Here is a 14,690-nt window from a genome sequence, read left to right as displayed (position 1 = left end):
TCAAGATCAAAAGATCGCAGCCTTCGGCAGCTCCTACAGGGTAGATACGGAAATTCCATGTAGGAGCTGCCGAAGGTTGCGATCTTTTCGCTCCAAAAAAGTCTCACTATCGAGATATTTCTCCGGATAGTCGATCGAAAATATCAACAAACCCCTTATATTTCATTACGTTACAAACATGGCACGCATCTCGCTTCCGCTCCCTTCTACCTAGCAACACCCACAAAAATAACAATCTCTGGAGACACACCATGAGTGTGATCATTGCCTTGGCAGCCCTCGCGCTGCTGATGCTCGCCGCCTACCGTGGCTACAGCGTCATCCTCTTCGCCCCGATCGCCGCCCTCGGCGCTGTCCTGCTCACTGATCCCTCTGCTGTCGCCCCTGCCTTTACCGGGGTGTTCATGGAGAAAATGGTCGGCTTCATCAAACTGTATTTCCCGGTATTCCTGCTCGGCGCCGTGTTCGGCAAGTTGATCGAGTTGTCAGGGTTCTCCCGTTCGATCGTGGCCGCAGCGATTCGCCTGCTCGGCACCCGCCAGGCCATGCTGGTGATCGTGCTGGTCTGCGCCCTGCTCACTTACGGCGGCGTGTCGCTGTTCGTGGTGGTGTTTGCGGTGTATCCGTTTGCCGCCGAGATGTTCCGCCAGAGCAATATCCCTAAACGTCTGATCCCGGCGACTATCGCCCTCGGCGCGTTCTCGTTCACCATGGACGCCCTGCCCGGCACTCCGCAGATCCAGAACATCATCCCCAGCACGTTCTTCAACACCACCGCGTGGGCGGCGCCGTGGCTGGGCGTGATCGGTACGATTTTCGTATTCTGCGCCGGCATGCTGTTCCTGCAACGCCAACGCAACAAGGCCCAGCGCGCCGGCGAAGGTTATGGCACCGAGTTGCGTAACGAGCCGGAAACCGCCGAAAACCTCAAGCTGCCAAACCCGTGGATCGCCCTGTCGCCATTGCTGGCGGTGGGCATCATGAACCTGCTGTTCACCCAGTGGATCCCGCAGTGGTACGGCAAGACCCACAGCCTCGCGCTGCCGGGCATGGCCACGCCGGTGACCACGGAAATCGCCAAGCTCACCGCGATCTGGGCCGTGCAAGCAGCGTTGCTGGTGGGCATCCTGATGGTGCTGGCGTTCGGTTTCAAGGCGATCCGCAGCAAACTCGCCGAGGGCAGCAAAAGCGCGGTCAGCGGCGCGTTGCTGGCGGCGATGAACACCGCTTCGGAGTACGGTTTCGGCGCGGTGATCGCCTCGTTGCCGGGCTTTCTGGTGCTGGCCGACTGGCTCAAGCAAATCCCCAATCCGCTGGTCAACGAAGCGATTACCGTGACCCTGCTGGCCGGTATTACCGGTTCGGCGTCGGGCGGCATGAGCATCGCGCTGGCGGCGATGTCCGAGCAGTTCATCGCCGCAGCGCATGCGGCGAACATCCCGCTGGAAGTGCTGCACCGCGTGGCCGCCATGGCCAGCGGCGGCATGGACACCCTGCCGCACAACGGCGCGGTGATCACCCTGCTGGCGGTCACCGGCCTGACCCACCGCGAAGCCTATAAAGACATTTTCTGTATTACGCTGATCAAGACCCTGGCGGTCTTCGTAGTGATCGGCACTTTCTACGCCACTGGCATTGTGTGAGGTATTCATGACGACTCTTTCGGGCAAGACCGCACTGGTTACCGGGTCCACCAGCGGCATCGGTCTGGGCATCGCCCTGAGCCTGGCCAAGGCCGGCGCCAACCTGATTCTCAACGGTTTCGGCGATGCGTCGAGCGTCATCGCCGAGGTCGGCCAGTTCGGCGGCAAGGTCGGTCACCACCCGGCAGACGTCAGCGATCCGGCACAGATTGCCGACATGATCGCTTACGCCGAGCGCGAGTTCGGCGGTGTCGATATTCTGGTCAACAACGCCGGGATCCAGCATGTCGCCGCTGTCGAGGAGTTTCCGGTGGAGCGCTGGGATTCGATCATCGCGATCAACCTGTCATCGGTGTTCCACAGCACCCGCCTGAGCCTGCCGGGGATGCGCGCCAAGGGCTGGGGGCGGATCGTCAACATTGCCTCGGTGCACGGTCAGGTGGGCTCGACCGGCAAAGCCGCGTACGTTGCGGCCAAGCACGGGGTGATCGGCTTGACCAAAGTGGTCGGCCTGGAGACCGCCACCAGCAACGTCACCTGCAACGCGATCTGTCCGGGCTGGGTGCTGACGCCGCTGGTGCAGAAGCAGATCGATGATCGTGCCGCCAAAGGGATCGATCCGCAGCAGGCGCAGCACGATTTGCTAGCCGAGAAACAACCGTCGCTGGAATTCGTCACGCCGCAGCATCTGGGGGAACTGGTGCTGTTTCTGTGCAGCGAGGCTGGCAGCCAGGTACGGGGGGCGGCGTGGAACATTGATGGGGGGTGGTTGGCGCAGTAATGCTGCGTCCCTGTAGGAGTGAGCCTGCTCGCGATAGCGGAATTACATTCAACATTGATGTTGGCTGATACACCGCTATCGCGAGCAGGCTCACTCCTACAGGGGTCGATGTACCACCTTCGCTGTGCGCTGAACAACAAAACAAGAGGCAAACCAATGTCCGACATCCTCTGGCAACCCGATGCCGAGCGTATCGCCAAATCGCGCATGGACCAGTTCCGCCGCGACATCAATCAGCGCCATGGTCTGGCCCTGAACAGCTATACCGACCTGCACCGCTGGAGCGTCGAACAACGCGAGGCGTTCTGGCAGGCGATCGTCGATTTTTTCGACATCCGCTTTCACACCCAGCCCGACGCCGTTCTGCGTGAAGGCGCGCAAATGCCCAGCGCCGTATGGTTTCCCGGCGCGACCCTGAACTTTGCCGAACACCTGCTGCGCCGCCGCGACGATGCTGTCGCCGTGATTGCCGTGGCGGAAAACGGTCAGCGTGAACAACTGACCTGGGCCGAACTGGCCGAGCAGGTCGCCGGTTTTCAGGCGAGCCTGCAGGCCGCCGGTGTCGGCCTCGGCGACCGCGTGGCCGCGTGCATGCCCAACACTTGGCAAACGCTGGTGGCCATGCTCGCGACCACCAGCCTGGGCGCGATCTGGTCGTGCTCGTCGCCGGACTTCGGCACTCACGGGGTGATCGACCGTTTCGGCCAGATCGAACCCAAGGTGCTGATCACCTGCGCCGGTTACCGTTACGCTGGCAAAGACATCGACCAGACCACCAAGGTCAACGAAATCCTCGCGCAACTGCCGTCGCTGCAACAGTTGATCATCGTGCCCTATGCCCGCACCCAGGCCCGTGCCGAGGATTACCACACCCGCGCCAACGTGACGTTGTGGGACGACTTCTACCAACCCGGTGGCGAACCGCGTTTTGTCCCGGTGCCGTTCAATCACCCGCTGTACGTGCTGTATTCCAGCGGCACCACCGGCGTGCCGAAATGCATCGTGCACAGCACCGGCGGCGTGCTGCTGCAACATGTCAAGGAGCATGGCCTGCACGTCGATCTCGGCCCCGGTGACCGACTGTTCTACTACACCACCTGCGGCTGGATGATGTGGAACTGGCTGGTCTCGGCCCTCGCGGTCGGCAGCGCGGTGGTGCTGTATGACGGCTCGCCGTTTCATCCGGATAACCAACGCCTGCTCGACCTGATCGACGATGAGCGCATCAGCGTATTCGGCACCAGCCCCAAGTTCCTCGCAACGCTGGAAAGCAGCGGTGTCAAACCGGCCGACAGTCATGATCTGGGTAGCCTCAAGACGTTGCTCTGCACCGGTTCGGCGCTGTCGCCGCAGAGCTACGACTTCGTCTACCGCGACTTCAAGCGCGACGTGTGCCTGGCGTCGATGTCGGGCGGCACCGATGTGGTGTCGTGTTTCGTCAACGGCAACCCGATGTCGGCCGTGCGCCGTGGCGAAATCATGGGCAAGAGCCTGGGCATGGCGGTCGAGGTGTGGAATGACGCGGGCGTCGCGGTGGTCGGCGAGAAAGGTGAGCTGGTCTGCACCCGGCACTTCCCGGCCATGCCCATCGGGCTCTGGCACGATGACGATGGCGAAAAGCTGCGTAAATCCTATTTCAGCCTGTTTCCCGGGGTCTGGGCCCAGGGCGATTACGCCGAGCAATTGCCCCACGGCGGGATGCTGATTCACGGCCGTTCCGACGCCGTGCTCAACCCCGGCGGCGTGCGCATCGGCACGGCGGAAATCTATCGTCAGGTCGAGAAAGTCCCGCAGGTGCTGGACAGCGTGGCCATCGGGCAGCAATGGCAGGACGATGTGCGCGTGGTGCTGTTCGTGCGCCTGCAGGGTGGCGTGGCGCTGGATGAGCACCTGCAACAGCAGATCCGCCAGGTGATTCGCGCCAACACCACACCGCGCCATGTGCCGGCGAAAATCGTTACCGTCACTGACATCCCGCGCACCATCAGCGGCAAAGTGGTCGAACTCGCTGTGCGCAATGTGGTGCACGGTGAGCCGGTGAAAAACACCGATGCACTGGCTAATCCTGAAGCGCTGGAGCAGTTTCGCAATCGCCCGGAGCTGGCGGATTAACCCGCCATCCCCTTGTGGGAGCGAGCCTGCTCGCGAAAGCGGTGTGTCAGTCACGCTGATATCGACTGACAGATTGCATTCGCGAGCAGGCTCGCTCTCACAAGGCTGAGGTGTTAATCCATCAGGCCCCAGTCGCCCGATGCCGGCGGTGCCGGCGACGGCGCCGTCTCGGCATGCAGCTTCAAACGCAGCCGCAGATTATTCTGTGAATCGGCATGCTTGAACGCCTCGTCTTCGCTGATCACCCCCTCCACCACCAGCGCGTACAGCGCCGCGTCGAAGGTCTGCATGCCGGCCTCGGCCGATTTGTCCATGATGCCCTTGAGTTCGCCCAACTCGTTGCGCCGGATCAGGTCGGCGATGGTCGGGGTGCCCAACATCACTTCGACCGCCGCCCGCCGCTGGCCGTCGAGGGTGCGCACCAGCCGTTGCGAGACAAACGCCTTGAGATTGTTACCCAGCGCATGCAACAGCTGCGGGCGGCGCTCTTCGGGGAACAGATTGACGATGCGGTCCAGCGCCTGGTTGGCGTTGTGCGCGTGCAGCGTCGACAGCACCAGGTGCCCGGTGTCGGCGAACGTCAGGGCATGCTCCATGGTTTCGCGGTCGCGGATTTCGCCGATCAGCACCACGTCCGGGGCCTGACGCAGAGTGTTTTTCAGCGCTGCCTGGAAACTGCGGGTATCGACGCCGACTTCGCGCTGATTGATGATCGAGCGCTGGTGGCGATGGATATACTCCACCGGGTCTTCGATGGTGATGATATGCCCGCTGCTGTGCCGGTTGCGGTGATCGATCAGCGCCGCCAGCGAGGTGGATTTACCGGAATCCGTGGCGCCGACGAACAGGATCAGCCCCTGCTTGAGCATCACCGTGTCCAGCAGCACCGGCGGCAGCTTGAGGTCTTCGAAGCGCGGGATATCGAGTTTGACGTTGCGAATCACGATCGACACATCGTTGCGTTGCTTGAAGATGTTCAGGCGAAAGCGCCCGACACCGGTACGTGAAATCGCCAGGTTCATCTCCAGGTCCCGATCGAACTCGCGCCGCTGCTCGGCGTCCATCAGGGCGTGGGCGATGGCCTGGACCTCTCCGGGCTTGAACGGCCGCTCGCTGAACGGCGTCAGTACCCCGTCGATGCGGGCACTGGGCGGCGCACCGGTGGACAGGAACAGGTCGGAGCCGTGCTGGCTCGACAGACGGAGCAACAGTGCATCGATTTCCATGGCAAAAAGCACCCGCGAAGCATTCAATGAACAGAAATGACCCCGTGTCGTGACGTAACAGGTCATACGGCGTCTACCGCAAGTGCAAGAATAGTCGACGCCGACGCACTGACCGACGCTCAGGATAGATGTGATGAACGTAGCCCCCTCCCCCGATGACGCCCAAGTCTTGATCGCCCGCACCGACTGGAGCCGTACTCCGCTGGGCGCTGCCGGCACCTGGCCACAGAGCCTGCGCACCGCGGTGGACATCGTGATTCACTCGCCGATGCCGATGCTGCTGTTGTGGGGGCCACAGCTCACGCAGATCTACAACAACGGCTTTGCAATGCTCGCCGGAAGCAAACATCCGCACGCTTTCGGACAGCCGGCGCACCTTATATGGCCGGAACTTCAAGACTTTACCGACCCGATTTATCGAGCTGTCCTACAAGGCCAGGTGCGCACCTACAGTGAACGGCGATTTACCCTGCAACGCGAAGGCAAGGAATCCGACTTCTGGCTGGACCTGACCTACAGCCCGATCCGTGACGAGAATGCGCAAGTGGCCGGCATTCTGGTCACCGCGATTGAAACCAACGAGCGCCGGCGCATCGCCCTCGAACTGCAACGTCGCTCCGAAGAAAGCCTCAAGGCCCAGCGCGACAGCGAAGAACGCCTGCAGCTGGCACTGGCGGCCACCGATGCGGTCGGCACCTGGGACTGGGACATCGGCGAAGACCGCTTCATCGCCGACGCCCATTTCGCCCAACTGCACGGCATCGACCCGGGGCTGGCCAGCCAGTTGCCGATCAGCGATTACCTGCAAGGCGTGCATCCCGAAGACCGCGCCCTGATCGCCCGCAGCATCAAACACTGCATCACCCATGGCACCGAATACGCCGAGGAATATCGCCTGCTGCGAGCCGACGGCGAACTGCGCTGGGTGTTTGCCCGGGGCCGCTGTTACAAGGATCACCACGGTCGACCGGTGCGCTTCCTCGGCGCCGCGCTGGACCTGACCGACCGCAAACACACCGAGCAGGCGCTGCGCCAGAGCCAGACCGAGCTGCAACTGATCATCAACGCGATGCCGATCCTCATCAGTTACGTCGACCATGAAGAGCGCTTCCGCCTGAACAACGCCGCCTATCTGGACTGGTACGGTCTCACCCCGCAGGAACTGTATGGCCGGACCATTCGCGAGGTGATCGGCGAAGAAGCCTACTTCCTGCGCTCGCCGTACATCGCCGAAGCATTGGCCGGGCGGCCCTGCTCGTTCAGCCTGTATACCCCGCATCGCGACGGCAGCAGTCGCCACGCGCTGATGAATTACCTGCCGCGCCACGGTGCCGATGGTGCGGTCAACGGTTTCTATATTTTCGTGATCGACGAGACCGAACGCAAAAAGACCGAAGAAGCCCTGCGCAATCTCAATGAAACCCTGGAGGAGCGGGTCAGCGCCCGCACCGAGCAACTGGCCCAGGCCAATCAACGCCTGCAGAACGAGATGTTCGAACGCGAACGCGCCGAAGATGCGTTGCGCCATGCCCAGAAAATGGAAGCGGTCGGCCAGCTCACTGGGGGTATTGCCCACGACTTCAACAACATGCTCACCGGGATCATCGGCAGCCTCGACCTGATGCAGCGCTACATCGCCGATGGTCGCTCCCATGAAATCGGACGATTTACCGAAGCGGCCGTGTCCTCAGCCAACCGCGCGGCGGCGCTGACCCATCGCCTGCTGGCGTTCTCGCGTCGGCAGTCACTGGACCGCAAGACCCTCGACGTCAACGAGCTGATCCATTCGCTGGAAGATTTGATCCGCCGCACCAAGGGCGACCCGATCGGCCTCACGCTGCGGCTGGCCGAAGAGGTGTGGCCGATCAGCACCGACGTCAGCCAGCTGGAAAACGCTCTGCTCAACCTGGTGATCAACGCCCGGGACGCCATGCCCAACGGCGGCGAACTGTTGATCGAAACCGCCAACGTCTACCTCGACGGCAATGACATCACCACCCTCGAACCGGTCAAGGCCGGCGACTACCTGATGCTGGCGGTCAGCGACAACGGTACCGGCATGACCCCGTCGGTGCGGGCCAAGGCCTTCGATCCGTTCTTCACCACCAAACCGATCGGCCAGGGCACCGGGCTGGGGCTGTCGATGATTTATGGTTTCGCCCAGCAGTCGGGCGGCCACGTCAGCCTCGACAGCCTGCCGGATCAGGGCACCTGCGTGCGCCTGTACCTGCCGCGCCTGAACCTGCTGGAACCCGAGCGGCCAGTCGTGGAAACCCTCAGCGCGGCGCCGACTGCCACTTCTGGCGAAACCGTGGTGGTGGTTGAAGATGACCCGGCGGTACGCATGCTGGTGCTCGATCTGCTCAAGGAGCTGGGTTACCTCGCCCACGAAGCCGCCGATGCCAGCGCCGCCCTGCCGCTGCTGGAATCGGAGCTGCGCGTGGACCTGCTGGTGACCGACGTCGGCTTGCCGGGCATGAACGGCCGGCAGCTGGCGGAAATCGCCCGTCAGCATCGGCCAGGCCTGAAAGTGTTGTTCATGACCGGTTATGCGCAGAAGGCCGCAGAGCGCCAGGGGTTTCTCGAGGACGGCATGGACATGGTCGCCAAACCGTTTTCGATTGATGTGCTGGCGAACAAGATCCGCACGATGATCAACCAAACGCCGTCACTTGAGGCATAATCCCGCGCCCCGCCGTCACCCCGTTACAGGTATCGCACGATGAAAGCCCAAGCCCGCCACATTCTGGTGAAAACCGCCGAAGAGGCCGAACAGCTCAAACAACGCATTGCCAAGGGCGAAGCGTTCGATGTGCTGGCGAAGAAATACTCGACCTGCCCGTCCGGCAAGCGCGGCGGCGATCTGGGTGAAGTGCGGCCGGGGCAGATGGTCGGCGCGATCGATGCGGTGATCTTCAAGAAGCCCTTGCGCACCGTACATGGGCCGATCAAGAGCAAGTTCGGGTATCACCTGGTGCAGGTGTTTTTTCGCGACTGAAGGCTTTGCTTTCGGGCGTTTGTGGCGAGGGAGCTTGCTCCCGCTGGGTGGCGAAGCCGCCCCAATAAGGCTTGCGCCTGCTGCGCAGTCGAGCGGGAGCAAGCCCCCTCGCCACAAGGACACTCATTCTTTCGGAATCAACGCCCCCGGCACTTGAATCACCTTGCTCGCCAGCCAATGCCCCGCCTCCGCCGCCTCAGCCGGACTGCCCCCCAGCAACCGCCGCGCCAGATACGCCGCACTGAACGAATCCCCCGCCGCCGTGGTGTCCACGACCTTCTCGACCTTCTGCGCCGGCACTTCGAACGCCTCGCCATCACAACGAATCAGGCACGCCTCGGCGCCACGCTTGAGCACCACTTCCGGCGTACCGATCTGCGCGTAAGCCTCGAACACTGCGTCGCAGTCGGCAAAATGGAACAGCGCCTGCTCGTCATCCACCGTCAGCAACGCCAGATCGACATGCGGCAACACGCTGCGATACGCCGCCCGCGCCTCTTCCTGTGACGCCCACAAACGCGGTCGATAGTTGTTGTCGAAGACGATCCGCGCATCGCGCTGGCGGGCTTCGATCAAAGTCTGGATCAACCGCTCGCGGCCCTTGGCACCCAGCACCGCAAGGGTGATGCCGCTGAAATACAACACGTCGTAATCCGCCAGCGCCGCCAGAATCGGCTCGGCCGCCGGGGTGGTGAAGCAATCGCGCACCGCCGCTTCATTGCGCCAGTAGAGAAAACGGCGCTCGCCATTGGCATCGGTCTGAATGCAATACAGGCCCGGCAGGCGACCGGGCAGACGCTGCACCCATTCCAGCCCAATGCCTTCTTCGGCCCAGCTCTGGCACATCGCGTCACTGAAACTGTCATCGCCCAGCGCGGTGACGTAGTCGACTTGCGCTTTATCGCCGAGGGCGCGGGACAGGTACACCGCCGTGTTCAGGGTGTCACCGCCGAAGCTTTGCTGCAGGCTGCCGTCGGCACGGTGCTGGAGTTCGATCATGCACTCGCCGATCAGGGCGATGCGCGGGGTGTTCGGGCCCAGGGGGCTGAGGGTGGTCATTAGGGTGTCTCTGCTGATTCAGTGGTGTTTGAGCGGCCCTCATCGCGAGCAGGCTCACTCCTACAGGGGAACGCGTTTCAACTGTAGGAGTGAGCCTGCTCGCGATTGGCCACGCCTCGGTGTCGGACCTTAGAAACAAGTCTCCATACTCTCGACTACCGCCAACTGCTCATCCACCAGCAACCCCACCCGCCACTTGTCGAAGGTCAGGCACGGGTGCGAGGTGCCGAAGGAAATGATGTCACCCACCCGCAGTTCAACACCCGGCGCCACGGTCATGAACGCATGCTGGTCCATCACCGCCGTCACTTTGCACGCCCCCACATCGTCGCCCACCGCCGGCAACACGCCGGCCTTGTAGCGCAGCAACGGCACTGGCAGGCCGGCATCGTATGCCACGTCGCGCTTGCCGAGGGCGATCACCGCAAAGCCCGGCTCCGGCAGCGATTGCACATGTGCCCAGACTTCCAGCGCCGGGCGCAGGCCTTCGTGCAAATCGCTGCGACGATCAAGCACGCAGCATTGCGCCTCCTTGTAGATACCATGGTCGTGGGCCACATAACTGCCCGGGCGCAGCACGCTGAGGAAGCGTCCGCCCGCGTTTTGCGCTTCGAACGACTCGGCGATCAGGTCGTACCACGCCGAGCCCGAGGCGGTGATGATCGGCTTGGCAATCGCAAATGCGTCGCTGTCCTGCAACTGCACCGCCAGCCGCACCAGCGACGCGGCAAATTCGCGAATACCGCTGACGGCGTGATCGCCATGGATCACCCCTTCGTAACCTTCGATGCCGGTCAGGGCCAGCGCCGGTTGCGCGTTGATCGCCCGGGCCAGTTCGATGACTTCCCTCTCGCTGCGGCAACCACAACGGCCACCGACCACGCCGTATTCGATCATCACGTTCAACTTGACCCCGCGCGAGGCGAAGTAGGCGCCGAGATCGGCGACGTTGTCCGGATGATCGACCATGCAGTAGAAATCGAACGCAGGGTCCGCCAGCAGATCGGCAATCAGCGCCATGTTCGGCGTGCCGACCAGTTGGTTGGCCATCAGCACGCGACGCACGCCGTGGGCGTACGCGGCGCGGGTCTGCGTGGCGCTGGCGAGGGTGATGCCCCAGGCCCCGGCGTCGAGCTGACGCTTGAACAGGGCCGGGGTCATGCTGGTCTTGCCGTGGGGTGCAAGCTCTGCGCCGCTGTCGCTGACGAATGTCTGCATCCAGCGGATGTTGTGCTCCAGCGCCTCGCGGTGCAGCACCAGCGCCGGCAGGCTGACATCACGCACCAGATGCGCGCCGATGGTGGCGTCGCCCTTTTCCACAGCAGAATTGATGGCAGTCGTCATGGTCGAACTCCTCACTGTCGCGGCCGGCAGGCAGCCGCGGTTATTCGTTGATACGCCGGGCGAGGCTGTTGGCGCTCTCGATCAGCACCCGGCGATAGTCGTCGTAATTGTTCTTCGCATCGGCCCGTGGGGCGACGATGCACAAGGTGCAGATGGCCACGCCGCTCGGGTCTTTGACCGGTGCGGCGAAGCAATGGGTGAAGGTGTCGGCAACGCTGTCGAAAGAGAAGAAGCCGTCGATGCCGGCCTGACGGATCTCCGCCAGAAAGCGTTCCAGCGGCAGGCGTTCACCATCGGGCAGGATGTAATCGTCTTCGTCGATCAGGTCGATGATCTGCTGATCACTCAGGTGCGCCAACAGCAGGCGTCCGGACGCGGTCCACGGGATCGGCGCGTTTTCGCCGATGTCGGAAGAAATGCGGAAATGCCGCTCGCCCTCCTTCATCAACGCCACCGTGTATTTGCGCCCGTTGAGCAGGCACATCTGCGCGGTTTCCCGGGTCTGGCTGACGATCTCCTGCAAGGCGTGATCGGCCTCGCGGCTGAGATCGAAATGACGCAGGTGCGCCTGCCCGAGGAAGTACAACTGGCGACCGAGATAGACGTGACCGTCCTTGCCCACCGGCTCCAGAATGCGCCGCTCCAGCAGCGACGCGACCAGCTCGTAGACCGTGGATTTCGGACTGCCGATGCCATTGGCGATGTCGTTTGGACGCAGCGGCTGGCCGATTTCCTTGAGGAAATCGAGGATATCGAACGCCCGGTCCAGACCCCGGGCCCGGCGCTTGATGGTGTCTTCACTCATGTCAGTACCCACTCATGGTTCCCCTGTAGGAGCTGCCGCAGGCTGCGATCTTTTGATCCTGCCTGTCTGGCGTATCCAAAAAAGCCAAAAGATCGCAGCCTTCGGCAGCGCCTACAAGAGCCACCGCCACTCAGGCCTTCTTCTTGTACGCGATGCAGTCGATCTCGACCTTGCAATCGACCATCATGCTCGCCTGCACACAGGCCCGTGCAGGCGCATGCTCGGGCTTGAAGTACTCGCCGAAGACCTTGTTGAAACTGCTGAAATCCCGCGGATCGTCCAGCCACACCCCGGCACGCACCACGTCTTCCAGGCCATAACCGGCCTCTTCGAGAATCGCGATCAGGTTCTTCATGGTCTGGTGGGTCTGCTCGACGATGCCGCCCACGATAATCTCGCCATCCACCGCCGGCACCTGGCCGGACACATGCAGCCAGCCATCCGCTTCAACGGCGCGAGCGAATGGACGTGGCTGGCCGCCAGCGGCGGTGCTGCCGGTGCCGTAACGCGTAATGCTCATGGGTACTTCTCCTGATGACAAAAGCAAAAATTAAAACCGCGTGCTCTTGAGAAACTCAGCCAGGCGCGGCGATTGCGGGCGTTCGAACAGCTCCTTGGGAGGCCCCTGCTCTTCGATGCGCCCCTGATTCATGAAGACAATCTTGTCCGAGACTTCGAAGGCGAAACGCATCTCGTGGGTCACCAGCAACATGGTCATGCCGTCTTCGGCCAGGCCTTTGATCACGTTGAGCACTTCTCCGACCAGCTCCGGGTCGAGGGCCGAGGTGACTTCGTCGAACAGCATCAGGCTCGGGTTCATCGCGATCGCCCGGGCAATCGCCACGCGCTGTTGCTGACCGCCGGACAACTGACCTGGAAAGTGATTGCGCCGTTCCAGCAGGCCGACCCGTTCCAGCCATTTTTCGGCCAGCACCACGGCTTGGTCCTTGTGCATCTTCTTCACCTTGAGCAGGCCCAGGGTGACGTTCTGCAAGGCGGTCAGGTGCGGAAACAGGTTGAACTGCTGGAAGGCCATGCCGGTCATGGCACGATGGCGGGCGATGACTTTTTCGGCATGGCGCACGCGTTTGCCACCGACCTCGTCATACCCGATGGATTCGCCGTCGAGCAGGATCTGCCCGCCCTGGAACTCTTCGAGCATGTTCACGCAGCGCAGCAGTGTGGTCTTGCCCGAACCGCTGGAGCCGATCAACGTCACGACGTTGCCGCGCTGCATGCTCAGGTCGACACCCTTGAGCACTTCGACCGCGCCGTACTGTTTGTGCAGACCACGGATGTCCAGCAGTGGCTGGCCGTTTGCAACGTTGGAAACTTGAGCTTGAGTCATGGCAGGGCCACCCGCTTTTCAATGTGCCGGCCGAGTAATTCGATGCCGTAGTTGATGACGAAAAACAGAAAACCGGCGAACAGGTAGAACTCCAGGGTCATGAAGGTCCGGGCGATGATCTGTTGGGTGCTGAGCAGCAATTCGGCCACGCCGATCACCGAGAGCAAGGTCGAGGCCTTGACGATTTCGGTGGACGAGTTGACCCACGTCGGCAGGATCTGCCGCAACGCCTGGGGCAGCAGCACGTAACCGAGGGACTGATAGAACGTCAGGCCGATCGCCTTGCTCGCCTCCATCTGCCCGCGTGGCAGTGCCTGCAAGGCCCCGCGCACAATCTCGGCAACGTGCGAGCCGCAGAACAGCGTCAGGCCCAGCGCGCCGGCCTGAAACGCGCTGATCTGCCAGCCCAGCGCCGGTGCCATATAGAAGCAGGCCAGCACCAGCACAAACACCGGCGTGCCGCGAATCAGGTCGACGTAAAAGCGGAACGGCGCGCGCATCCAGAACCTGCCGTACGTCAGCACCAGACCGGTGACGACGCCGAGCAGCGTGCCAAACAGAATCGCCAGCGCCGACACCTGCACACTGGTCAGGAAGCCTTGCAGCAACGTCTCGCGGGCTATCCACAACTCATGCAACCAACTAGGGGATTGGTACATCGCAGCCTCCTATCGGCGGATCGCCAGACGCTGCTCGAGGTAACGCAGCAGCATGGCAATGAGGTAACAGGCCGCGACATACAACGCGGTGGTCACCAGCCAGGTTTCGATCACCCGGTAGCTCTCGACGTTGATCTTGCGCGCGTAATAGGTCAGCTCCGGCACCGCGATCGCGGCGGCCAGCGAGGTGTCCTTGAACAGCGAGATAAAGTTGTTCGACAGCGCCGGCAACACATTGCGCAGCATCACCGGCACGGTGACGTAAGCCTTGACCTGCCATTCACCGAGGCCGATCGCCAGCCCGGCTTCACGCTGGCCCTTGGGGATGCTCAGCAAGCCGCCACGGAACACTTCGGTCAGATAGGCCCCGGCATACAGTGACAGCGTGATGATGAACGACGGGATCTTGTCCAGGCGAATCCCCAGGCTCGGCAAGGCAAAGTAGATCAACAGAATCAACACCAGAATCGGCGTGTTACGCACCACCGTGACGTACACCGAGGCCAGCACCCGCAAGGCGCGATGCTTCGACAGCAAGGCAAACGCCATCAGCAGGCCGATCACGCAGCCGATGGCGATCGACACCAGAGCCAGTTCAAGGCCCAGACCGAGCCCCGCCAGCAAGGTGTCGAAATCGCGCCACACGGCGGCAAAGTTCAACTGATAGTTCATGGTCAGCAGTACCTTGAGCGGGGCGATTCAGGCGCCCCGCTCT

Annotated in this window: 13 protein-coding genes; 5 read left to right on the top strand and 8 right to left on the bottom strand. The window is 62.4% G+C overall.

The window, feature by feature from the left end; translation table 11 throughout:
- Window positions 1–251: 251 nt before the first annotated feature.
- From NN484_RS09650 to NN484_RS09640, 3 genes are all read left to right on the top strand, one after another.
- Window positions 252–1,643, top strand: coding sequence for a GntP family permease (locus tag NN484_RS09650; protein ID WP_274658983.1), 1,392 nt, complete (start codon window positions 252–254; stop codon window positions 1,641–1,643).
- Between the two features lie 7 nt (window positions 1,644–1,650).
- Window positions 1,651–2,424, top strand: a complete 774-nt coding sequence (gene hbdH / locus NN484_RS09645; RefSeq protein WP_274658982.1) for a 3-hydroxybutyrate dehydrogenase — start codon at window positions 1,651–1,653, stop codon at window positions 2,422–2,424.
- 156 nt (window positions 2,425–2,580) lie between these two features.
- Window positions 2,581–4,536 carry an acetoacetate--CoA ligase gene (locus NN484_RS09640; RefSeq protein WP_274658981.1) on the top strand — a complete coding sequence of 652 codons (1,956 nt, stop codon included), beginning with the start codon at window positions 2,581–2,583 and terminating at the stop codon, window positions 4,534–4,536.
- 113 nt (window positions 4,537–4,649) lie between these two features.
- Here the strand turns inward: NN484_RS09640 and NN484_RS09635 are convergent, their stop codons facing one another.
- Window positions 4,650–5,762: a PilT/PilU family type 4a pilus ATPase gene (locus tag NN484_RS09635; RefSeq protein ID WP_274658980.1), complete on the bottom strand. Its 1,113-nt coding sequence runs from the start codon at window positions 5,760–5,762 to the stop codon at window positions 4,650–4,652.
- A 133-nt stretch (window positions 5,763–5,895) separates the two neighbouring features.
- Between NN484_RS09635 and NN484_RS09630 the strand changes: the two genes are divergently transcribed.
- Window positions 5,896–8,445 (top strand): PAS domain-containing hybrid sensor histidine kinase/response regulator, encoded by a 2,550-nt coding sequence (locus tag NN484_RS09630; protein WP_274658979.1) that lies wholly within the window; start codon window positions 5,896–5,898, stop codon window positions 8,443–8,445.
- 39 nt (window positions 8,446–8,484) lie between these two features.
- Entirely contained in the window at window positions 8,485–8,760 is a 276-nt protein-coding gene (locus NN484_RS09625) for a peptidylprolyl isomerase (protein WP_003225447.1), read from the top strand.
- A 123-nt stretch (window positions 8,761–8,883) separates the two neighbouring features.
- Here NN484_RS09625 and kdgK read toward each other — a convergent pair whose 3' ends face one another.
- From kdgK to NN484_RS09590, 7 genes are all read right to left on the bottom strand, one after another.
- Window positions 8,884–9,819, bottom strand: coding sequence for a 2-dehydro-3-deoxygluconokinase (kdgK, locus tag NN484_RS09620; RefSeq protein WP_127647707.1), 936 nt, complete (start codon window positions 9,817–9,819; stop codon window positions 8,884–8,886).
- A 129-nt stretch (window positions 9,820–9,948) separates the two neighbouring features.
- Complete coding sequence (locus NN484_RS09615; protein WP_274658978.1) at window positions 9,949–11,163, bottom strand: amino acid deaminase; 1,215 nt, start codon at window positions 11,161–11,163, stop codon at window positions 9,949–9,951.
- Between the two features lie 40 nt (window positions 11,164–11,203).
- Entirely contained in the window at window positions 11,204–11,968 is a 765-nt protein-coding gene (locus NN484_RS09610) for an IclR family transcriptional regulator (RefSeq protein WP_127647709.1), read from the bottom strand.
- 130 nt (window positions 11,969–12,098) lie between these two features.
- The gene (locus tag NN484_RS09605) at window positions 12,099–12,488 is read right to left on the bottom strand and encodes a RidA family protein (protein WP_007912330.1); all 390 of its coding nucleotides are present in this window, start codon (window positions 12,486–12,488) and stop codon (window positions 12,099–12,101) included.
- 30 nt (window positions 12,489–12,518) lie between these two features.
- Window positions 12,519–13,316 (bottom strand): amino acid ABC transporter ATP-binding protein, encoded by a 798-nt coding sequence (locus tag NN484_RS09600; RefSeq protein ID WP_215499867.1) that lies wholly within the window; start codon window positions 13,314–13,316, stop codon window positions 12,519–12,521.
- Window positions 13,313–13,975, bottom strand: a complete 663-nt coding sequence (locus NN484_RS09595; RefSeq protein ID WP_127647711.1) for an amino acid ABC transporter permease — start codon at window positions 13,973–13,975, stop codon at window positions 13,313–13,315. The genes NN484_RS09600 and NN484_RS09595 overlap by 4 nt, the downstream gene beginning before the upstream one ends.
- Before the next feature lie 9 nt (window positions 13,976–13,984).
- On the bottom strand, window positions 13,985–14,647 hold the full coding sequence (locus tag NN484_RS09590) for an amino acid ABC transporter permease (RefSeq protein ID WP_003225455.1): 663 nt from the start codon (window positions 14,645–14,647) through the stop codon (window positions 13,985–13,987).
- Between the last annotated feature and the right edge of the window lie 43 nt (window positions 14,648–14,690).

Source organism: Pseudomonas serboccidentalis (genome assembly GCF_028830055.1).
GTDB classification, from domain to species: Bacteria; Pseudomonadota; Gammaproteobacteria; order Pseudomonadales; family Pseudomonadaceae; genus Aquipseudomonas; species Aquipseudomonas serboccidentalis.
This window is presented reverse-complemented; position numbering and strand designations above follow the sequence as displayed.